The 19,786-nt window shown below is 70.1% G+C and carries 18 protein-coding genes; 10 read left to right on the top strand and 8 right to left on the bottom strand.

Going from position 1 to position 19,786, the window contains the following annotated elements:
* Nucleotides 1-176: 176 nt before the first annotated feature.
* Nucleotides 177-4,121 carry a transglycosylase SLT domain-containing protein gene (locus ACIOD2_RS25785; RefSeq protein WP_400542833.1) on the top strand — a complete coding sequence of 1,315 codons (3,945 nt, stop codon included), beginning with the start codon at nt 177-179 and terminating at the stop codon, nt 4,119-4,121.
* Here ACIOD2_RS25785 and ACIOD2_RS25790 read toward each other — a convergent pair.
* From ACIOD2_RS25790 to ACIOD2_RS25805, 4 genes are all read right to left on the bottom strand, one after another.
* A complete protein-coding gene (locus ACIOD2_RS25790; RefSeq protein ID WP_400542836.1) occupies nt 4,118-4,510 on the bottom strand; it encodes a hypothetical protein in 393 nt (130 codons plus the stop codon). The two genes, ACIOD2_RS25785 and ACIOD2_RS25790, sit on opposite strands and share 4 nt — an antisense overlap.
* Before the next feature lie 303 nt (nt 4,511-4,813).
* Complete coding sequence (locus tag ACIOD2_RS25795; RefSeq protein ID WP_400542839.1) at nt 4,814-5,011, bottom strand: hypothetical protein; 198 nt, start codon at nt 5,009-5,011, stop codon at nt 4,814-4,816.
* Nucleotides 5,008-5,235 carry a hypothetical protein gene (locus tag ACIOD2_RS25800; RefSeq protein WP_400542842.1) on the bottom strand — a complete coding sequence of 76 codons (228 nt, stop codon included), beginning with the start codon at nt 5,233-5,235 and terminating at the stop codon, nt 5,008-5,010. Before ACIOD2_RS25800 ends, ACIOD2_RS25795 begins: the two co-directional genes overlap by 4 nt.
* Nucleotides 5,236-5,410: 175 nt before the next feature.
* On the bottom strand, nt 5,411-5,608 hold the full coding sequence (locus ACIOD2_RS25805) for a hypothetical protein (RefSeq protein ID WP_400542845.1): 198 nt from the start codon (nt 5,606-5,608) through the stop codon (nt 5,411-5,413).
* A gap of 225 nt (nt 5,609-5,833) precedes the next feature.
* Here ACIOD2_RS25805 and ACIOD2_RS25810 point away from each other — a divergent pair, with 225 nt between their 5' ends.
* From ACIOD2_RS25810 to ACIOD2_RS25820, 3 genes are all read left to right on the top strand, one after another.
* On the top strand, nt 5,834-6,142 hold the full coding sequence (locus ACIOD2_RS25810) for a hypothetical protein (protein ID WP_400542847.1): 309 nt from the start codon (nt 5,834-5,836) through the stop codon (nt 6,140-6,142).
* Nucleotides 6,139-6,360, top strand: a complete 222-nt coding sequence (locus ACIOD2_RS25815; RefSeq protein WP_400542850.1) for a hypothetical protein — start codon at nt 6,139-6,141, stop codon at nt 6,358-6,360. The genes ACIOD2_RS25810 and ACIOD2_RS25815 overlap by 4 nt, the downstream gene beginning before the upstream one ends.
* Before the next feature lie 88 nt (nt 6,361-6,448).
* Nucleotides 6,449-7,447 carry a multiprotein-bridging factor 1 family protein gene (locus ACIOD2_RS25820; RefSeq protein WP_400542853.1) on the top strand — a complete coding sequence of 333 codons (999 nt, stop codon included), beginning with the start codon at nt 6,449-6,451 and terminating at the stop codon, nt 7,445-7,447.
* Nucleotides 7,448-7,639: 192 nt separating this feature from the next.
* Here the strand turns inward: ACIOD2_RS25820 and ACIOD2_RS25825 are convergent, their stop codons facing one another.
* Complete coding sequence (locus ACIOD2_RS25825; protein WP_400542856.1) at nt 7,640-7,906, bottom strand: hypothetical protein; 267 nt, start codon at nt 7,904-7,906, stop codon at nt 7,640-7,642.
* Nucleotides 7,907-8,231: 325 nt separating this feature from the next.
* Between ACIOD2_RS25825 and ACIOD2_RS25830 the strand changes: the two genes are divergently transcribed.
* Together ACIOD2_RS25830 and ACIOD2_RS25835 are read left to right on the top strand one after the other, a co-directional pair.
* Nucleotides 8,232-9,026: a DUF1295 domain-containing protein gene (locus tag ACIOD2_RS25830; protein WP_400542859.1), complete on the top strand. Its 795-nt coding sequence runs from the start codon at nt 8,232-8,234 to the stop codon at nt 9,024-9,026.
* On the top strand, nt 9,023-9,844 hold the full coding sequence (locus tag ACIOD2_RS25835) for a carbon-nitrogen hydrolase family protein (RefSeq protein WP_400542862.1): 822 nt from the start codon (nt 9,023-9,025) through the stop codon (nt 9,842-9,844). The genes ACIOD2_RS25830 and ACIOD2_RS25835 overlap by 4 nt, the downstream gene beginning before the upstream one ends.
* Here ACIOD2_RS25835 and ACIOD2_RS25840 read toward each other — a convergent pair.
* The gene (locus ACIOD2_RS25840; protein WP_400542865.1) at nt 9,828-11,099 is read right to left on the bottom strand and encodes a cytochrome P450; all 1,272 of its coding nucleotides are present in this window, start codon (nt 11,097-11,099) and stop codon (nt 9,828-9,830) included. The two genes, ACIOD2_RS25835 and ACIOD2_RS25840, sit on opposite strands and share 17 nt — an antisense overlap.
* A gap of 46 nt (nt 11,100-11,145) precedes the next feature.
* Here ACIOD2_RS25840 and ACIOD2_RS25845 point away from each other — a divergent pair, with 46 nt between their 5' ends.
* Nucleotides 11,146-11,874 carry an alpha/beta fold hydrolase gene (locus ACIOD2_RS25845; protein ID WP_400542868.1) on the top strand — a complete coding sequence of 243 codons (729 nt, stop codon included), beginning with the start codon at nt 11,146-11,148 and terminating at the stop codon, nt 11,872-11,874.
* Nucleotides 11,875-12,120: 246 nt separating this feature from the next.
* Nucleotides 12,121-15,390, top strand: coding sequence for a tetratricopeptide repeat protein (locus tag ACIOD2_RS25850; protein WP_400542871.1), 3,270 nt, complete (start codon nt 12,121-12,123; stop codon nt 15,388-15,390).
* On the opposite strand, the gene ACIOD2_RS25855 is transcribed toward ACIOD2_RS25850, so the two are convergent.
* Nucleotides 15,360-15,551 carry a hypothetical protein gene (locus tag ACIOD2_RS25855; RefSeq protein WP_400542874.1) on the bottom strand — a complete coding sequence of 64 codons (192 nt, stop codon included), beginning with the start codon at nt 15,549-15,551 and terminating at the stop codon, nt 15,360-15,362. The genes ACIOD2_RS25850 and ACIOD2_RS25855 overlap by 31 nt on opposite strands.
* Complete coding sequence (locus tag ACIOD2_RS25860) at nt 15,548-16,348, bottom strand: L-histidine N(alpha)-methyltransferase (protein WP_400542877.1); 801 nt, start codon at nt 16,346-16,348, stop codon at nt 15,548-15,550. Before ACIOD2_RS25860 ends, ACIOD2_RS25855 begins: the two co-directional genes overlap by 4 nt.
* A 28-nt stretch (nt 16,349-16,376) precedes the next feature.
* Here ACIOD2_RS25860 and ACIOD2_RS25865 point away from each other — a divergent pair, with 28 nt between their 5' ends.
* Both ACIOD2_RS25865 and ACIOD2_RS25870 read left to right on the top strand, forming a co-directional pair.
* Nucleotides 16,377-17,837 (top strand): PLP-dependent aminotransferase family protein, encoded by a 1,461-nt coding sequence (locus tag ACIOD2_RS25865; RefSeq protein ID WP_400542880.1) that lies wholly within the window; start codon nt 16,377-16,379, stop codon nt 17,835-17,837.
* 167 nt (nt 17,838-18,004) lie between these two features.
* Nucleotides 18,005-19,774 carry an MFS transporter gene (locus ACIOD2_RS25870; RefSeq protein WP_400542883.1) on the top strand — a complete coding sequence of 590 codons (1,770 nt, stop codon included), beginning with the start codon at nt 18,005-18,007 and terminating at the stop codon, nt 19,772-19,774.
* Nucleotides 19,775-19,786: the final 12 nt, after the last annotated feature.

Here is a 19,786-nt window from a genome sequence, read left to right on the forward strand (position 1 = left end):
CACATATCTCCCCCCGAGGTCCCCTGGGGGGTGCGTGACGGGGGGTACCCCCTGCCGTGACGTTCGCGTTTCTGCTGTTCACAGCGTTGCGCCGTCACGCGCGTCACGGCTGACCGTGACGCTAGCGTCACGGTACCCGTCACGGTCTGGGGTAACGGCCGGGCTGGTGGTGGCCCGTGTCTGACCTCAGCTTCAACGTCATCGCCCTGGACCGAGCAAGCAAGACGTTCCTGTCTGCGGCGGAGTCGATCGACCGGATGGTCGCGAAGCTCGACAAGTTGGACGGCAAGCAGGCCACCGCCACGGTCAACATCAAGACCGACGAGTCGCAGAAGGCCCTCGACTCGTTCACCAACCGGTTCACGTTGATGACGGCCGGCATTGCTGCGGCCTCACCGATCGCTGGAGCCGCGATCATCGGCGGGCTCGGGGCGGCGTTCATCGGCGTGGCCGCAACGGCTCAGTCGTCCAACGAGAAGGTCCAGCAGACCTACAAGACGCTGTGGTCGAACGTCGTCCAGGACACCAAGGCTGCCACCAACGTTCTGGTGCCTCAGCTTGTGGCGTCCGGGAACCAGATCGGGCACACGTTCGAGGCCCTGCAGCCGCAGATGCAGCGCGCGTTCGCCGCCGCTGGCCCGGACCTGCGGGCCCTGACCAACGGCGTCACGCTGTTCGCGACGAACGCCATGCCTGGTGTCACCTCGGCGATGGAGCACAGCCTCCCCGTGTTCCACTCGGTGGAGCAGCTCGCTTCCCAGATGGGCACGACGGTGGGCACGTCGTTGGCCAGCCTGGGCCAGAACTCGGCTGCGATCGGGGCCTCGGTCCAGTCGTTCGGTCAGATCCTCGGCTCGGTGCTGACGCTGGGGATCTCGCTGGCCAACGACCTCGCGCGAGTATGGGCCGCCAGCGGGCAGGACATCTCCGCGGCGATCTCCGGAGTGACCCAGGTGGCGGCGGGGTTGGCGTCCGGGGCGATCCCGGTTCTGAGCGCGGGCCTGACCGCCGTCGCGGAGATCCTCACCGTGGTCGCGCAGGTCATCGAACCCCTCGCGCCACTGCTGGGAGGAGTCGGCACGGCTGCGCTCGCGACCTGGGGCGCGTTCAAGCTCGCCAGCGTCGTCACGGCCGGCATCGAGGCCCTGTCCGCGCGGATCCTCACCATGGGTGTGGCGATGGAGTCGGGGGCCGCCAAGGCGACCGCCGCCGGCATCGCGATGCAGGGCTTCGGCACGCGCGCCGCCACCGCCTCCGTGGGAACCGCGGCCGTGGCGGAATCCCTCGCCGGGCCGGTAGGGATCGCTGTCGCAGCGGCGACAGCGGGATTCGTGCTGCTGTCAGGGACCATGGGCAGCTCGTCGGACTCGGCGCAGGAACTCGCCGGCGCCATGGACGGCGTGGCGGGTGCGCTGCAGGCCTCGAACGGCGCGGTCAACGCCGCGGTGATCGGCGCGATCCAGTCCAACCAGGAATTCAAGAATGCCGCCGACTCGGCGCGACAGTTCGGGATCTCGCAGAAGGATCTCACCGGCGCGATCACCGCGGGCGGGAGTTCGTACGACTCGCTCGCCGCGAAGATCCAGAAGGTGATCGACGCGAACCACCGGTACACCACGGTCGCCGGCGGCTCTCAAGTGGACTCCGGGCTGAACGACACCGGTCAGGCCGCGCAGGACCTCCTCAACCGCTTGCAGGACCTGATCGGCAAGTTCAAGGACCAGAAGACGATCGCGGACCAGAGCTCCGGTTCGCTCAAGGATCATGCGGTCGCGCTGACCCATGACAAGGCCGGGTTGGACGCGGCAGCCGACGCGGGCCTCATGTTCGGAATGTCCCAGCAGGCAGCCATCTCCGGGCTGGAGGGTGTCGCCGCCGCATCCGGTGACGCCTCGACTGGTCTGCAAGACGTGCGGCTCAAGTTCGTTCAGGCAACCCTTGGAGCGGCTAACGCTGGTGCCGCGATCGACTCGACGTTCAGCCAGGCGGACAAGCAGGTCACGCAGGCGCGGAACTCGGTGGCGACGGCGTCTCACGGATTGGAGAACGCGAGTCGCGCGATCGCTGATGCTCAGCACGGCGAGGAAACCGCGGCGAGGTCCCTCACACAGGCGCAGCAGGGCGTCGCTGATGCTCAGCACGGCGTGGTTACCGCGCAGCGGTCCTATGCGGACGCTCAGCGGTCCGTTGTGGAGGCTCAGCGACAGGAGCGGGACGCGCAGGTTTCGTTGAACGAAGCCCGTCAGCAGGCTGTCCGTGACCTCAAGGCCATGCACCAGCAGCTGGACGACCAGTTCACGTCCGAGGCTTCGGCTCGGGTGCGGTTGTTCGACGCGCAGACTTCCGGCCTGAACCTGGGGATCAACTCCTCGAACGCCCGCCAGATCGCTTCTGGTCCGGTGACGGCGGAGAACGAAGATCAGGTCAAGGCTGCGATCGACCTTCTGTCGGCGCAGAACTCGCTCAACTCGGCGTTGCAGAACGGCGCGAACCTGAAACAGGACGTCGCCGCCGCGGATGCCCGCGGGGTGGAGGGGTCCAAGGGTGTCGTGGCCGCGCAGCAGCAAGTCGTGTCTGCGCAGCAGCAGGTGGTCTCATCGCAGCAGCAGGTGAAGGATGCCGCCTACGGGGTGGAGCAGGCGCAGCGTGCTGTCATCCGGGCCCAGCAGGGGGTGTCGGATGCGTCGTACGCGCAGCAGCGCGCCCACCAGGCCGTGAGGGACGCCCAGTACCAGCAGAAGCAGGCTTCTGACCAGCTCACCACCGCCAACCAGGCGTTGAACGACGCGGTGGCGAACACCTCGAGGTCCCTGGACATCACCACCGAGGCCGGCCGAAGGAACCTGGGACAGCTGTTCTCCCTCGCCGACGCGATCAACAAGCAGTACGGGCCCACGGCGGCCGGGTACAACCAGCTGATCCAGCAGACGGCGGACAAGTTCGGGCTCACCACGGACCAGGCCTCCAACCTGCTCAAGAAACTGGGGGAGATCCCACCCGACTGGAAGTTCTCCATGACGGCGGTGGCGTCGGCGAACTTCGACGAGCTCAACCGGGTGTACGACGATAAGTTCGGTGGCCACATCGGACCGATCTCCCCGAACGTCGCGCACGCATTCGCTGCTGGTGGCCAGATTTACGGGCCGGGTGGCCCGCGGGACGACAGGATCCCCGCGATGCTGTCCAACCGGGAGTGGGTCATGCCGGTCGATGCTGTGGATCACTACGGCCCCGAGACGATGGCAGCAATCCAGAAGCGGCGCTTCCCCAAGTTCGCTCAGGGTGGCCAGGTCGACGCAGCGCGGATCAACTTCCTGTTCTCCGGTGCCGGCGTCGGCTACCAGTCGTCGGTCAACGCACTGACCGCTATGGGCTTCCCAGCCCCGCCGTCCCTGCCGAAGTACACCCCGCCCGCGTACGGCGAGTACACCGGCGGTGGGATCCCCAACTACAAGCCTGGATCAGGCGTCGCACGGTGGTCCGGCGAGGCCATGGCAGCCATGGGCGAGCTCAGCATCCCCGCGAGCTTCCTGCCGGCGGTGCTTCGCCGGATGGCGCAGGAGTCCGGCGGCAACCCGACCATCGTCAACGACTGGGACTCCAACTGGCAGAAGGGCACGCCCAGCGTCGGCCTGATGCAGGTGATCGGCCCGACGTTCCGCGCCAACGCAGGCCCACACGTCGGGACCTCACCGTTCATCTACGGCGTCTCCGTGGATCCGGTGTCGAACATCTACGCCGGCCTGAACTACGCCGGCCGCCGGTACTCCGCAGGGCATGGCGGCTACCTCGGTGGCGTCCTGTACGCCATGAACAAGCCAGGCGGGTACGCCACCGGCGGCCAGGTCCGCCTCCCGCGGCCTCGCGCGTACGACAACGGCGGCCCGCTCCCGCCGGGCCTCTCGACGGTCTACAACGGCACCGGGAAGCCGGAGAACGTCCGCACCTCCAGCCAAGAGGACCAACTCCTGCAGGCGATGAGGGACCTTCGCTCCGCGGTAGATCGAGCGTTCACCCGACCACTGGAGGGAACGCTCCGGACTGAGCGGGGCGCGCTGTTCGGTGAGTTCCGGGCGATGTGGCGGGATATGGAGCACCGGGGCGGCGCGGGCCGGCTCTAGCCCTCGGGCGTCGCAGGCGCGTCGTCGGTCGGAACCGCAACGCCTTCCGGCCGGCGATGTGACGCCACCGCGACGCCGGCGCTGAGTAGGAGACCGATGATGCCGATCGCGTAGCCCCACACGCGACGCGTGCTGATCGCGCTGTCGCAGCTTCCGAGGTAGCCGTCGTATGCGTTGCTCGCGTAGGGCCGCCCCTGGAAGGCGTTGCCCACCGCCGCACCGAATTCGTCAAGGCCCGCCTGATAGGTGTCAGGGGCCCACGCGGTCCCGCAGCTCACGGTCATGTCACCGCTGGTCACCGCGGACACCGGCGTGGACAGCAGGACGATGCCACCGATCAACGCCAACGCCGCGACGATGTACAGGAAGATCCGCACGTTCGTGGTCACGATCGCTCACTCCTCGGGGCGGGGCTGTCTCGCAGCTAGGGTCGCTTGGATCATGCGGTGCGTTGCCTACGAGATAGGTCCGTGACCTTCTTGTCCACTTTCTGTCAATTCGCTCGGTCCGCCCGCCGCGTGAGGCAGACCCTGGTTGCCACAGGGATCACGCGGCGGACGGAGCCAAGGGGGGAGCGACGCACCCCGATCGGGGTGGATTGGTTGGTGCGCCGCTCCCAGTTCCGCCCATGGGGGCGGTCGACACCTGGCCGCCGTGCCGGTCGGGGGGCCACGGCACGGCGACCAGGCCGACTAGGTGAACCGGTGAGGGCTCAGTTCGCACGCGTAGGCAGCGCCGGCGTGGAGAAACACGCGCTTGCAGACCTGGCACGTGCGGATCGACCGGGTGCTCTCGTCCCACGCCTTGCTGACGTCCAGCGATGCGAGCTGCGACAGCGGATAGGCCACCCCGCGCTCGGCGTGGCGGTACACCGCGACTTCGGCACTCATGACTGGCTCCGCGTGTACCAGTCCATGAGCATCTGTCGGATGGCGGCAAGGAGTTCGCCGCCGACCTGGTGCAGGGGGAGTAGCACGGTGGGGCCGCCGTTGACGCGCATGGCGGGCTCAGGCTGACCGTCGACCAGGACGAGGCCCACGGTGATCTCGACCGTGCGCCCTGCTGTGTCGCGGGTGCGGATCGTCCGCACCATCCGCCAGTCCTCTTCGGCCATGACCTGAGCATCGACGTGGCATAACCGCAGGTGAAGGGGTTGCCCTTTGCGCAATGGTCGGCGCAAAGGTCCGCTGTAGAAGATCGATCCTGACCGGAGGATGCTGGGGGAGAAACGCGAGGAGGCGTGTCACGTCACGTGACGTTCCCCCTGGTCAGGAGGTGTTTCCGTGGCGCTACGGCCGTTCGGGGAGCTCGGCTCCGTCCTCACGGGTCCACCACGCGGCGAGTTCGTTGATCACCTTGGAGCGGTCGGACCCGGCTTCCTTGGCCATGTCGCCAAGGGTGTTCCAGCGCTGGTCGGGCATCTTCACGCTGCGGACCGGTGTCTCGCCGGTGGCGGGCCGGCCGGGTCTGCGCTTCTCCTCGCTCATGGCGAGACCATACCGTAATTAACGTCTATACGGAAACGCTTGTCCCGTGTAGACAGTCCTGCTAGTTTTCGTCCATACGGAAAATCTAGTAGCAAGTAGGGGGCGGCCCCCGGCGGTGCGGGAACACCAACCGGGGACCTTGATCGGAATGAGGTCCGACCCGTGGATAAGGATGCACGAGAGCCGCAGGGGTTGCCCACGGTCCTCCGCCGATGGAAGCAAGCGGTGGACGAGGAACGCGGAGAGCCGCAGGCGCCGCCTGACGTCTTGATCAGGTGGCAGGCCATGCGCGAGGAGGAGAACACGGCGTGGCAGGTGTACCGCGAGGGGCACGCAGCCGCCATCTCGAAGGCGGCTGACTTGATCCGCCGTGTCGAAGAGGACGGCGTCCCCTGGGACGACGTGAAGGCGGAGTTCTGGGAGGCCATGAACGGCATCCCTCCGCGGCCGATCCCCGTCACCACGGAAGAGGAGGCGGAGGCCTACCGGGCCATCCATGAACTCCTCGCAACGCGCATCGGGGGCGACAAGTGAGCGACGCGACCGACTTCCTGTTCGAGCAGCTCGGCGACGCTCGCGCTGAGACGACATCCGCACAAGACAAGATCACGAGCGTGGCCTACCTGGTCGGCTACTACGACCTCCTGGCGGACACGACCAACAACGACGGCCTCGGCGACATGGTGCGCGACCTGAAGGCCGCCCTCAGGGGCACGCTCGACGCAGACGCAATCGGCAAGGCGGGGCGCTAGGCTGGTCCCACCTCTTCGCGGAGGTGCACGCCCCCGGGTAGCTCCCGGGGGCATCCGCGGAGAGCACTCCGCGAACCGAGGTAACCGCATGCCCGAGACGTTCGGCGACGCACTCCGCCGCTTCCGCAAGGCGGCCGGCCTGTCGCAACCCAAGCTTGCCGCACGCGTGCCCATCTCCGTGTCCAGCATCAGCCGCTACGAGTCCGGCCTACAGGCCATCGACGAACACACCGCCGCACGCCTCGACGACGAACTCGGCGCACACGGCCGGCTGCTCGAGTACCTGCCACCGAAGACGCTCGACGTCGGCCCACTCAACGCCGACCAGCGCGACCGCATCACCTACTCCGTGCGCTTCCCCGGCCGCATCGACGAAGCCGCCATCGCCGCACTCGCCGACAGCCTCGCTGCGCAACGCCGCCTCGACGACGTCCTCGGACCCGTCCCGCTCATCCCCGCATCCCTCGCGCAGACGGGGATGGTCACCGACCTGCTGAAGGAAGTGAACGGGCCCCTCAGGCAGCAGCTGGCGAGCGTGGCCAGTGAGCACGTCCAGTTCGCCGGTTGGCTCCACGCCGAGGCGCGACGGGACGCTGAGGCCGTGCGCCTGCTCGGACAGGCTGAGGACCTCGCCGACGAGGCAGAAGACGGCACCCTCGCAGCACAGGCCCTCAACTTCCGCGGCTACCTCGCACGGCAGCAGGGCCGACCACGGGCCATGATCCGTGGCTTCCTCACCGCGTACCACACGCCGGGCGCACACGTGGCCCAGCGCATCGGTGACGCCATCCAGGCAGCGCAGGGGTACGCACGTATCGAGGAGGCGGACGCAGCGCGCCGGCTGCTCGACACCGCAGACGGGATGCTCGACGAGGCAGCGCGAGACGAGCCACCACCCACCGCGTACTGGCTGACACCCACCTTCCACCGCCTCAACAGTGGCCTCGCACACCTAGCCCTCGGCGAGCACAGCGAAGCCGTCGACCACATCAGCACTGGCCTCAGCAACCTGCCTGAGGACCAGCAGGGCGCCGAGTGGACCCAGGAGTACAGGGCCGGACTGGATCAAGCCAAGGCCGCTAGTTGATCTCCACATGATCAACGATCATGCCTGAAGTGGATCACTGAAGATCTTTTTAGGCGTGGTCTAGGTGACCCGCTCCCACGGCTCCGCACATTTCTCTCTAGAAGAAATGTTTAAGCCAAAAAGTCGCACACAGAGTGACGATCATGGTCCTGAACTGCAGGTTTCGACTTTCTGGACTTTTTTAGTCGTGGTTTAGTCGTGGTTTAGTCGGTGGCTGTGCCGCGTCGCACTGCGGGGGGTCGCGCCGAACACGCTCACGTCCGACAGCGGGTTGTCCTGACGCGGTTTCGCTCGGGTCTCGAGCTCGGCGGCGATGGCCTTCACGTGGTCGTCGGTGAAGCGGCGCGGCCGGACTTTGAGGTAGGGGAACTTGCCGGTGCGGCAGCCGTCGCGGAGCCACCAGCCGGATCCGCCGCCGAACATCTCAACGACCTGTTCGGTCGAGTAGGTGATCATCACTAGATCAACGATGTTGCTGGCATCGCGGTTCAGGGTGCCGTGGGATCGCAACGGTCCGGGGACTCACGACCTGAGTGCCCTTGTCCGCCGCGGCGAGACCGAAGGGGCAGTAGCGCCCGGGCTCGCTCCGTCTGTTCCGCGCCTGTTCCGTCTGACGCCCACTGACAGCCACCGTCAGCCAACTTCACCAACGTTGGCTATGCAGGTCAGGGGCAGTCTAGTTCGGATCCGCGCTGGCCCCGTGACCGACCAGGAAGAAGACGTCGATCTTCCGGTCCCGCAGCGGCAGGTTCATGTGATCGATCCTAGGTCCTATTGTGTGGACATGGACGCGCTGCGGGTCTGCCTGTACGTCTTCGCCGGGGTGACGCTCGGCACTTGGCTGCTTTCGGTGCTGACCAGGGAGTACTCCTGGGTCGACCGGATCTGGTCGATCGTCCCGGTGGCCTACCTGGGGATCTTCGCCGGCGCCGCCGGGTTCGCCGACGCCCGGCTGGACGTGATGTTCGCGCTGGTCGCGGCCTGGGGCGTCCGGCTGACGTTCAACTTCGCCCGGAAGGGTGGTTACGCCCGCGGCGGCGAGGACTACCGCTGGGCGGTGCTGCGCGAGAAGCTCGCGCCCTGGCAGTTCCAGGTGTTCAACTTCTTCTTCATCTCGCTCTACCAGAACGCGATCCTGCTGCTGATCACGCTGCCCGCGATGACGGCGCTGGACAACCAGGGCTCGTTCGGCGTCTGGGACGTCGTCGTGGCGGTGATCTTCGCCGCGTTCCTGGTCGGCGAGACGGTCGCCGACCAGCAGCAGTGGACGTTCCACCGGGAGAAGCACGCGGGCCGCGCGTCGACGCGGTTCCGCCAGGACGGCCTGTTCCGCTACTCGCGGCACCCGAACTTCTTCTTCGAGCAGGCCCAGTGGTGGGTGATCGCGGCGTTCGGCGTGGTCGCGGCGGGTCTGACGTGGACGGTCATCGGCGCGATCCTGCTGACGCTGCTGTTCGTCGGCTCGACACGCTTCACCGAGAGCATCACGCTGGGCCGCTACCCGGAGTACGCGGACTACCAGCGCCGGACGTCCGCGGTGGTCCCGTGGTGGCCGAAGCGAGAGCGGGTTCACGGGTGACAACGTCGATCGTCGCCGCGCTGCAGACCGGCGCGGTGGGTCTTGAGGGGCTGCTCGGCTGGGAGGACGAGATCCGCGCGTCCGGAGCGGCGCTGGTGGTGCTCCCGGAGGCCGTCGTCGGCGGGTATCCGCGCGGGGAGCCGTTCGCGGACTACTTCCGCGCGTCGGTGACCGTGCCCGGGCCGGAGGTGCAGGCGCTGGCCGGGCTGTCGGCGCGGACCGGCGCGAGCCTGGTGGTCGGCGTGATCGAGCGGGACGGGTCGACGCTCTACAGCACGGTCGTGTTCCTCGACCCGTCGCTCGGGCTGGTGGGCAAGCACCGCAAGCTGGTCCCGACCACGCGTGAGCGCCTGGTCTGGGGCCGCGGTGACGGCTCGACCCTCCCGGCGGTCCCGACGGCGGCGGGCCTCGCGGGCGCGGCGATCTGCTGGGAGAACCACATGCCGCTGCTGCGCGCGGCGATGTACGCGAAGGGCGTGGAGCTCTGGTGCGCCCCGACGGCCGACGACCGCGACGTCTGGCAGGCCTCGATGCGCCACATCGCCGACGAGAGCCGCTGTTTCGTGATCTCGGCCTGCCTGTACGAGGACTCCGGCGACAACCCGTTCCGCGGCGGCAGCGTGATCGTCGGCCCGCTGGGCGACGTCCTGGCGGGTCCACTGAGGACCGCCGAAGGCCTGATCACGGCGGAGATCGATCTCGAGGACGTCGTGACGGCCCGCCACAGCCTGGATGTCTCAGGGCACTATGCGCGGCCGGACGTCTTCGCGTTGTCGGTGGACGAGCGGCCGCGGGAGGGTGTCACTTTCCTGCGGTGACCCAGCGGATCGGCAGCGACTTCAGCCCGTTCTGGAAGGTCGACCGCAGCCGCACCGGTTCGCCCGCCAGGGAAACCTCGCCCAGCAGGTCGAGCACCGCGGTGAACATCGCGCGCAGCTGGACCCGGGCCAGCTGCGCGCCCAGGCAGAAGTGCGGGCCGTGGCCGAAGGTCAGGTGGTCGTTGGGCGTTCGCGTGATGTCGAACGTGTCCGGCTCCTCGAACACCGAAGGATCACGGTTGGCCGAGGAGAACCAGACCACGACCTTGTCTCCGGCCCGGATGTCCACACCGGACAAGGAGACGCCGGAAGTCGCCGTGCGGCGGAAGTTCATCACCGGACACCACCAGCGCAGCATCTCCTCCACCGCCGACGGCAGCAGCGACCGGTCGGCCAGCAGCCGCCGGTACTGCTCGGGGTGCGACAGCAGCGCCAGCATCCCGCCCGGCAGGCCGTTGCGCAGGGTTTCGTTGCCCGCCACGGAAAACAGCCAGAAGAGGTTCTCGAACTCGGCGAGGGAGACGCGGCCGCCGTCGTCGCCGACGTGGCCCATCAGGGTGCTCATCACGTCGTCGCCCGGGTGCTCGCGCTTGTACTCGCCGAGGGCGTTCGCGTACGCGTAGAGGTCCGGCATCCCGGCGCGGGTGCGCGGGTCCGGCATGCGGCCGTCCGGGCCGGGTGACGGGCGGACGGCGAGTGCGGCCCGCGCCAGGTCGGTCACCTCGTCCGGGGACACGGTCGCGCTCACCGCGTACTCGGCGTCCTGGTAGCCGATCACGCGGTTGCTCCAGTCGTACATCAGCCGCCGGTCCTGCTCCGGCACACCGAACACCGCGGCCAGCGTCCGCAGCGGCAGGTCGGCCGCGACCTTCGCGAAGTCGCATTCACCCTGGTCCGCGACGGCGGAGACGAGCTCCCGGGCCGACGTCTCGATCTGCTCGGTCAGCTTCGCGATCGCCCGCGCGGTGAACGCCTTGGTCAGCAGCCCGCGCAGCCGGCCGTGCTCGGGCGGGTCCATGTTGAGCATCATCCGGCGCACGTACGCGAGGTCGGCCGCGGTCGCCGGGTCCCGGATCTGCGTCCCGCCGAGCTGCGAGGAGAACAGCGCCGGGTCACGCAGCACCGTGCGGACGTCGGCGTGCCGCAGCACGGCCCAGAAGTCGTCGACGCGCACCACCGGCGTCTCGCGCCGCAGCCGCGCCAGCTCGTCGTACGGGACACCCCGCACGTAGGTGTCCGGATCGGTGATCCCCACGAAGCCGACCCTAGCCGCGTGCCCCGGCGTGGGGGAGGCTGCTGCGATGGACACGCTGAACATGCGCACCGGCGGCGAGGGCGAACCGGCCATCCTCTTCCTGCACGGGCTCGGCGCGACCGGCGCCGTGTGGGCCCACCTGACCGAGGCCGTCCCGCGCCGCGTGCTGGTGCCCGACCTGCCCGGCCACGGCCTCTCGGCGCCGCTGCCGCACTACAGCTTCGAGACGCTCACGACGGCCGTCGCGCGGGCGCTGCCCGACAGGAAGCCGCTGGTCGTCGTCGGCCACTCGCTCGGCGGGGTGCTCGCGCTCGAGCTCGCCTCCGGCCGGTACGACGTCGAGGTCACCGGGGTGCTGGCCGTGGGCGTGAAGGTGGCGTGGAGCCAGGACGAGCTGGGGCGCGCGGCGTCGTTCGCGGTGCGGCCGCCCCGGATCTTCGAGACCCAGGCGGACGCCGACCAGGCGTACCTGAAGGTCTCGGGGCTGCTCGGGATCGCGCCCACCGACCCGGCCGGGCTCCGCGAGACGGAGGGAGGTTGGCGTCTCGCGATGGACCCGGCCGCGTTCGGTGTGGGCGCTCCGGACATGACTGCCCTGCTCGCCGCGGCGCGGTGCCCGGTCGTGCTGGCGGCGGGCGAGCACGACCCGATGAGCCGCCCGGAGCAGCTGTGCGCACTGGACCCGGACGCGGTCACGCTCGCCGGCCTCGGGCACAACGCCCATGTCGAGGACCCAGCCGCCATCCGCGCCCTGCTCGAGCGCCTCGGCGTCTGATTGTTCGCGGGTGCAGCCGTCGTACCCCACGCGACGGCTGAACCGCGAACCCCTCGTCACCACCGGACCCGCACAGCCTAGAAAGGTCCGGTGGACGAACGGCTGTACTCGGCATCCACCGGAACGTCACCCCCTGTCACCTGCGTAAACAGAGATCTTCGCCGTTCGGTGGTACAGCCTGGGCGGCACGTTGACGATGCTGGGGCGGTACGTTCGGCGCGAGGGGGCACGCGGGGAAGGACGCTTGTGGACGATGGCCTGCCCTTCGCCGGATGGCTGCGCGACGAGCGGGTGCGCGCCGGGCTGACCCAGGCGGAGCTCGCCGAGCGCGCCGGGCTGAGCCTGCGCGCGATCCGCAACGCCGAGCGCGGCAGCGTCCGGCGCCCCCGGCCGGAGACCGAGCGGCGGCTCCGGGAAGCGCTTGCCGAAGCACCGCCGGAGCCGGTCCGGATCGACGTGCTCGGGCCGCTGACCGTCCGGTTCGGTGACCGTCCGGTCGAGATCGGCGCGGAGAAGCAGCGCCTGCTGCTCGCGCTGCTGGCCCTGCAGCCGAACCGGACCGTGCGGCGTGAGGACCTCGTCGACGTCATCTGGGACGAGCCGCCGCCGTCGTGCCTGGAGCTGGTCCACACCTACGTCGCGCGGCTGCGGCGGGCGCTGCGCCCGGCCGACCTGATCACCACCGACAAGGGTGGCTACCGGCTGTCCGCCGGCGAGGACGACCTCGACCTGCTGAGGTTCGACGCGCTGGTGGAGCGCGCCGAACGGGAGCCGGAGGCGGCCGAAGAGGCCTATCGCGAGGCGCTGGGGCTGTGGCGCGGCCCGGCGCTCGCCGACGTCGGACGGCTCCGGCAGCACCCGGTCCGGCTGGCGCTGGCGATGCGGCGGGCGCAGACCGTGCTGGCCTACGCCGGGGCCGCCGCGGCCCACCCCGAGGACGCGGCCGTGCAGCTGCGGGCGCTGACCGCCGAGGAGCCGCTCAACGAGTCGGCCCACGCGCGGCTGATGCTGGCGCTCGCCGCGTCCGGGCGGCAGGCCGCCGCCCTGGGTGTCTTCGACGAGGTCCGGCGGCGGCTGGCCGACGAGCTGGGCATCGAACCCGGCCCGGAGCTGCGCGAGGCCCAGCGCCAGGTGCTGGCGCAGGACTTCGGCGTCCCGGAGCAGCCGGCCTCGGTGCCCGCCCAGCTGCCCGCCGACGTCCACGGGTTCCACGGCCGCGCGGCCCAGCTCGGCGAGCTGGACGAGCTGCTGCACCGGGGCGAGGCCGACACCGGCGCGCGCATCGCCGTGCTGTCCGGGACAGCGGGGGTCGGCAAGACCGCGCTGGCCGTGCGCTGGGCGCAGCGGGCGCGGGCCGAGTTCCCCGACGGCCAGCTGTACGTCGACCTGCGCGGGTACGGCACGGTCCGGCCCATCGAGCCGGGGGACGCGCTGTCCGGGTTCCTGCGCGCGCTCGGTGTCGACGGCGCGGACATCCCCGCCGAGCCCGACGAGCGGGCCGCGAAGTTCCGCACGGTGCTCGACGGCCGCCGGATGGTGCTGCTGCTGGACAACGCCGGGTCGGTCGGGCAGGTCCGCCCGCTGCTGCCCGGTTCGCCGTCCTGCCTGGTGCTGGTGACCAGCCGGGACGCGCTGCCCGGGCTGGTCGCCCGCGACGGCGCCCGCCGCGTGCTCGTCGACCTGCTCACCACGGCCGAGGCCCGTGACCTGCTGCGGACCCTGGTCGGCCGGCGCGTCGACGACGAGCCGGCGGCGACCTCGGCGCTGATCGGGTACTCGGCCCGGCTGCCGCTGGCGCTGCGGCTGGTCGCGGAGCTGGCGCTGAGCCGCCCGGGGGAGCGGCTGGCGGCGCTGGAGGCCGAGCTGGCCGACGAGCGGCGGCGCCTGGACCTGCTCGACGGCGGTGGCGACCCGCTGACGGCGGTCCGCGCGGTGTTCTCGTGGTCCTACCGGCACCTGGCGGCCGACGCCGCGCGCGTGTTCCGGCTCTGCGGCCTGCACCCGGGCCGCGACCTGACGCCCGCCGCGATCGCCGCGCTCGCGCAGCTCCCGCTGCCGGAGGCCGAACGGCTGACCGGCACGCTCGTGCGGGCTCACCTCGCCGAGGAGACCGGCCACGACCGCGTCCAGCTGCACGACCTGCTGCGCGTCTACGCCGCCGAGCTGGCGGCCGGGGACGAGGGCGAGAGCCACGACGCGCAGGAGCGGCTGTTCGACTTCTACGTCCGGTCGGCCGCGCAGGCCATGGACGTCGTCCTGCCGCTGGAACGCCACCTGCGCCCGCAGGTGCCGGACCCGGACGTCAAGGTGCTCGACGCCCCGGCGTGGCTGGAGGCCGAGCGCCGCAACCTGCTGGCCGTCGCCGCGCACGCGACCCGGCACGGCCGGCCGGAGCACCTGCGGCTGCTGTCCGGGATCCTGTGGCACTACCTCGACGTCGGCGGGTACCACGAGGAGTCGCTGGTGCTGCACACGCACGCGTCCGTGCTGGCCCAGGACGCCGGTGACCGGGCGGCCGAAGCCGACCCGCTGACGCTGATCGCACTGGGGCACTGGCGGGTCGGCCGGTCGCGGGAAGCCGTGCGATACCTGGAAGAGGCGCTCGTCATCGTCCGCGAGTCCGGCAACCGCGTCACCGAGATCCACGTGCTCAACACCCTCGGCCTGGCCTGCCGCGCGCTGGGACGGTTCGCCGAAGCCATCGAATACTCGGCCGAAGCCCTGTCGCTGGCCCGGAAATCGGGCGACCGCACCAGCGAGGGCCTGGTGCTGGTGGTGCTCGGCTGCACCAGCCGCGGCATCGGCCGCTACGGCGACGCGATCGGTTACCTGAGCGAAGCTCTGGACCTGGCCAGGGAGATCGCCGACCGCACGAGCGAGGGCTACGCGCTGGTGAACATCGGCGACTCGCTGGCGGCGCTGGGCCGTTACGACGAGGCCGTCGCGTCGATTTCGGCGGGACTGGAGCACTTCCGCGCGATGGGCGTGCGCGTCAGCGAGGGGTACGCGCTGGGCATCCTCGGCGACATCGAGCACGCTCGCGGCCGGTATGCCGAAGCCGAGGCGCACCTGGAGCGGGCGCTGGAACTCGCGCAGGAGACCGGAAGCCCGACCAACCGCAGTGTCGCGCTGAAGCACCTGGGCGACGTCCGGCTCGCGCAGGGCCGTCATGACGAAGCGGCCCAGCACCTCGAAGAGGCACTGGGCATCGCTCGTGAATGCGGGGACCGCGGGGTGGAGTCCCGCGTGCTGAACAGCCTCGGTTTCGTCGCGCTCGCCCGCGGCGCGCACGACCAGGCGTTGACCTACCACCGTGAAGCCCTTGCCGCGGCGAAGGAAACGGCGTGCCTGCCGGAGCAGGGCCGAGCCCACCGCGGGCTCGGCGACGTCCACTGTGGACTGAGTGACCCGGATGCCGCGCGAGAGCACTGGGAACGCGCGTCAGCGTGTTACACCGCGGAACGCGTTCCCGGCGCGATCCTGGTTCAGGAGCGGCTGGCCCGCATCGCGGAGTAATGGCGCTCTTCGGCGACCAGGTCGCCTTCGAGGCGCTGCGCGTCGCGGTCGTAGACGTCCACGCTGCCGGCCAGCCGGTTCCGCGGGTACGGGCGGCGGCGGTACGCGTGGTCCAAAGCCCAGGCGAGGAGTCCTACGGCGACGAGAACGGCGATGATCATGGCGCTCCTCCCGGAGTTCGGTGTGCTGTCCCTTTGTAGAACGCGTAATGGAACGTCCCGTATTCCCTTGTGGTGCGGTAAAGATCGGCTACGCCGCGGTTCCACCCGGTTGCCGTCGTGAGCCCCCGCGCGACGGCGTTTTCTTCGACGCCTTCGACCATCGCGATGAAGGTGTCGCGGGTGAACCCGGCGACCAGATCGGGGCGCGACGCGTCGGCGTAGACGGTCCGCGGTTCGACCCGGACGCCGTCGAACCCGGCGCCGGTGAGCAGCGGGTAGAGACGGCGGCCGATGAGGGAGTCACCGCCGGCGTCGGCCTGCAGCCGGATCAGGCAGTCGATGGCGGCCTGGGCGGATTCACTGCGGGGGTGGAAGAACGCCGACCCGTGGTCACCCTCGATCACCGTGATCGTGCCGCCCGGCCGCAGCAGGGTTTTCAGGTGTGCCAACGCTTTCTCGGGTTCGGGTAGGTGCTCGAGCACGAAGCAGACGAAGACGTGGTCGAACGTGTCGTCGAGGTCGAACAGGTCGGCCTGGCGCCACTGCACGCTTGAGCCGACCTTCGCTTGGGCTTGAGCCAGGGATTCGGCCGAGACGTCGACCGCGGTCAGGTGGGCGCCGGGGCTGCGGGCCACGAGGTGGGCGGTCTGGGCGCCGACGCCGCAGCCGACCTCGAGGACGCGGCTGCCCGCGGGGTAGGCCGTCCCGGCGTGCAGCAGCTCGGCCAGGGTGTCGGCCTGGTCGCCGAGGCGGCGGGCCTCGGGTTCGGCGTATCCGTGCACGTAACTGGTGTCCATGAAGCCAGCGTGCTGCGACAATGGCCCGATGGACAGGGCCAAACCGGACCCGCCGGAGGGGGCCATAACCGCCGGGTCGGACTTCCTGCAGCTCGACGTCCGGGACGCGCCGCCCGGCGGGCTCGCGGACTGGCTCGCCGGGCAGCTGCGGGCCGCCGTCGCCGACGGCCGGCTCCCGGTGGGCGGGCGCCTCCCCGCGTCCCGGGTGCTGGCGGCCGAGCTGCGCGTGTCGCGGGGTGTGGTCACCGAGGCCTACCAGCGGCTGATCGACGACGGCCACGCGGCGGGCCGCGGCCGGGCCGGCACGGTCGTCGTCGCGGCGCCGGTCGTCGCGCCTTCGCCGGTACGCCGTCCGCTGCCCGCGAAGGTGATCACGGCGCTGCCCGGCGCCGACGTCTTCGACGAGGTCCGCGCGACCCCGGCCCGCATCGACCTCACACCGGGCGTGCCGGACCTGACGGCGTTCCCGCGCGCGGCGTGGCTGCGGGCGGAGCGCGCGGTGCTGGACGAGCTGGAGCCGTCCCACTTCGGCTACGGCGACCCGCGCGGGGCGCCGGCGATGCGGCTCGCGGTGTCGCGCTGGCTGGCGCGCAGCCGCGGCATCCGCGCGGACCCGGGCGAGATCATCGTGGTGTCGGGGGTGGCGCAGGGCCTGACGCTGCTCGGCGAGGTGCTGCGGCAGCGGGGCGTCGACGAGATCGCCGTCGAGGACCCCGGTTCGCTCGGCGCGCGGCAGCACCTGCACCACAACGGCCTGGCGACCCCGCCGATCCCGGTCGACGACGACGGCCTGCGCGTCGACGAGCTGCGGGCGAGCGGCGCGCGGGCGGTGCTGCTGACGCCGGCCCACCAGTTCCCGACGGGCGTGGTCCTGGGGGGCGAGCGCCGCCGCGACCTGATGCGCTGGGCGGCCGAGGGTGGCCTGGTGGTCGAGGACGACTACGACGCCGAGCACCGCTACGACCGCGCGCCGGTGCCCGCGGTCCGGTCGATGCTGCCGGAGGTCTGCTACACCGGCAGCGTCTCGAAGCTGCTGGCCCCGGCCCTACGGGTCGGCTGGCTGCTGCCGCCGCCGCGGCTCCACGACGACCTCGTCGCGGCCAAGCGGTTCGCCGACCTGGGCAACGCGGTGCTGGCCCAGCTGGTGCTGGCGCGGCTGATGGAGACGGGTGAGCTGGAGCGCCAGCTGCGCTCGGTGCGGGCCCGTCATCGGCGTCGCCGCGACGCGATGATCCGCGCGGTGACGGAGTCGCTCCCGGCCGCACGAGTCCACGGCGCGGCAGCGGGCCTGCACCTGACGATCACGTTCGGCGCAGCCCTCGACGACGTCGCGCTGGCGGCGGCCGCGCTGGCGGAGGGGGTGAAGGTCCAGCCGCTGTCGTGGCACCGGCAGCGGCCTGGACGTCCTGGCTTGGTGATGGGGTACGCGGCCCGGACGGCGGGGGAGATCGCTGACGGTGTGGCCGTGCTGGGGCGTCTTCTCCGTTAGCGCCGAGTTACGGCGAAGTCACTTCGCGGCGACACCTTAAAGAGTCCACAAAGGATATTCATGCTGATGTGATCATGCTCTCGCAGGCAAATCCGGGGGATGGTTGCCATACGCAACCAAGTTGCTTAGCCTAGCTAAGGGACTTGCGAGCGGAAGGTTTACACACAGTGGCGAAAAGCCGGACGTATTCGATCGAGGAACTGGGGCCTCGGTACAAGTGGATCGCGCTGTCCAACACGACGCTGGGCATGCTGATCGCCACGATCAACTCGTCGATCGTGCTCATCGCGCTGCCCGACATCTTCAAGGGCATCGGGATCAACCCCCTGGAACCCGCCAACACCAGCTACCTGCTGTGGATGATCATGGGCTTCCTCGTGGTCACCGCCGTGCTGGTGGTGAGCTTCGGGCGGCTCGGCGACATGTACGGCCGCGCCCGGATGTACAACCTGGGCTTCGCCGTCTTCACCGTTTCTTCCATCATGCTGGCCATCACCTGGTTCGACGGTGACGCGGCCGCGCTGTGGCTGATCGGCTGGCGGATCGTGCAGGGCGTCGGCGGTGCCTTCCTGATGGCGAACTCCTCGGCGATCCTCACCGACGCATTCCCGGCCAACCAGCGCGGCCTCGCGCTCGGCATGAACGGCGTTGCCGCCATCGCGGGCTCGTTCCTCGGCCTGGTCGTCGGCGGCGTGCTGGCCCCGATCGACTGGAACCTGATCTTCCTGGTCTCGGTGCCCTTCGGCGTGATCGGCACGATCTGGGCGTACCTCAAGCTGCACGACACCGGCATCCGCAAGCACGCGCGGATGGACTGGTGGGGCAACATCAGCTTCGCCGTCGGCCTGATCGCGGTGCTGGTCGGCATCACCTACGGCATCCAGCCCTACGGGTCCTCGGCGACCGGCTGGGGCAGCCCGATGGTGCTCTCGTGCCTGATCGGCGGTGTCGCGGTGCTGATCGGCTTCGTGATCATCGAAACCAAGGTCGACAACCCGCTGTTCCGGCTCTCGCTGTTCAAGATCCGGTCGTTCACCTGGGGCAACATCGCGAACCTGACGGCGTCCCTCGGCCGCGGCGGGCTCCAGTTCATCCTGATCATCTGGCTGCAGGGCATCTGGCTCCCGCAGCACGGCTACACGTTCGAGCAGACGCCGTTGTGGGCGGGCATCTACATGTTGCCGATGACGGTCGGGTTCCTGCTGGCCGCGCCGACGTCGGGCATCCTCGCCGACCGGATCGGCAGCCGCCTGCTGGCCTCCACCGGCCTGGCGATCACGGCGGTGACGTTCCTGCTGCTGATCATCCTGCCGGTGAACTTCGACTACTGGGCGTTCGCGGCGATCCTGCTGATCAACGGCATCGGGATGGGCATGTTCTCCTCGCCCAACCGCGCCGAGGTGATGAACAGCCTGCCGGCCGACTCCCGTGGTTCGGGCGCGGGCATGATGACGACCTTCCAGAACGCGGCGATGGTCCTGTCGATCGGCTTCTTCTTCAGCCTGATCATCTCGGGCCTGTCGAGCAGCCTCCCGTCGACGATGCACGACGGCCTGATCGCCCACGGCGTCCCCGAAGCGGCGGCCACGCAGGTGGCGCACCTGCCGGCGGTGGCAGTGCTGTTCGCGGCGTTCCTGGGGTACAACCCGATCCAGCAGCTGCTGGGCGGCCAGCTGACGTCGCTGCCGCCGGACCAGGCCCAGTTCCTGACCGGCCGCAGCTTCTTCCCCAACCTGATCTCCGGCCCGTTCCAGTCGGGCCTGGCGGTGGCGTTCGGGTTCGCGATCGTCGTCTGCCTGATCGGCGCGGTGGCGTCGCTGCTGACGAAGACCCCGAAGCCGGGCGACCGCGAGTCGGTGGGCGAAGAACTGGCGGCCGTGGCCGGCGAGTCGAGCGGCGGCCCGAGCGAACTGGTGTCACCCGCCGTCGAGCGCTGACGGTCGTTTCGG

Origin of the sequence: Amycolatopsis sp. NPDC088138 (assembly GCF_044741685.1) — a bacterium.
Lineage (GTDB): Bacteria > Actinomycetota > Actinomycetes > Mycobacteriales > Pseudonocardiaceae > Amycolatopsis.